Annotated in this window: 1 protein-coding gene; it reads right to left on the reverse strand. The window is 45.5% G+C overall.

Annotated elements, in window-relative coordinates:
• Positions 1-268, reverse strand: a 268-nt coding sequence (locus tag AAEY75_RS15390) for a urate hydroxylase PuuD (RefSeq protein ID WP_352260073.1), incomplete at both ends; no start/stop codon positions are given.

Raw genomic sequence — 268 nt, forward strand, 5'->3', positions numbered from 1 at the left:
TTACTAATCATGATAAAGATGAGCGGCAAGGTAAAGTAGTTATTCATCAATGAGCGGTTTCTGGCCATCAATGCCAAATCTGCTACTTCTGGACCTGGTTTTACGCCGCGGCGTACACAATCTACAAGTGCGCGCTGAGCTGGCATAATACCGAAGAAGACGTTACCTGCCATGATAGTACCTAAAATGGCACCGACATGGATAAAGGATGCACGATCACTAAACAGCTGGTATGAGCCCCAAGTGGCGATAATCATGAGTACAAAGA

The organism is Psychrobacter sp. TB55-MNA-CIBAN-0194 (genome assembly GCF_040309505.1).
In the GTDB taxonomy this organism is placed as follows: Bacteria; Pseudomonadota; Gammaproteobacteria; order Pseudomonadales; family Moraxellaceae; genus Psychrobacter; species Psychrobacter fozii.